The sequence below is a fragment of the Bacillus sp. SIMBA_008 genome (assembly GCF_046535495.1).
Lineage (GTDB): Bacteria > Bacillota > Bacilli > Bacillales > Bacillaceae > Bacillus > Bacillus subtilis.
The window spans coordinates 1-327 of the sequence record NZ_JAWRWL010000182.1; the positions used below are offsets into that span (position 1 = coordinate 1).

1 protein-coding gene is annotated in these 327 nt (G+C 59.0%); it reads right to left on the reverse strand.

The features are described from left to right. The coding region (locus SB658_RS22730; RefSeq protein WP_410602497.1) for a hypothetical protein at positions 1 to 226 on the reverse strand (226 nt) is incomplete at its 3' end. Positions 227 to 327 lie beyond the last annotated feature (101 nt).

Consider the following 327-nt stretch of genomic DNA (forward strand, 5'->3'; position numbering starts at 1 on the left):
CCGGATGCTGATGAATCGCATCGCGCATGGCGGCAGTCCACTTTGTGATCTCGAGATATCGGAGGGGCGGGCTAACCGAGCGAAATAGCCTCGGGGTTTGCGGTGCGATGAAGCTTAGGAGGTGAAGTGCCGACCAGAAGCTCGCAAGAGCATCCTCGAAATCGTCGCTGGTGCCGTCTCGGACCTCGTAGACAGTGAGCGTCACCTGGTTGAATCCATCAAGCATGATGCGATGAACGTACTCAGAGCGTCGCGGCAAACGGCTCGAAGCCGTCGGTGAGGAGAGGTACCGACGCGACTGTGCTGTCGACTGCGACGGTCCGTTGT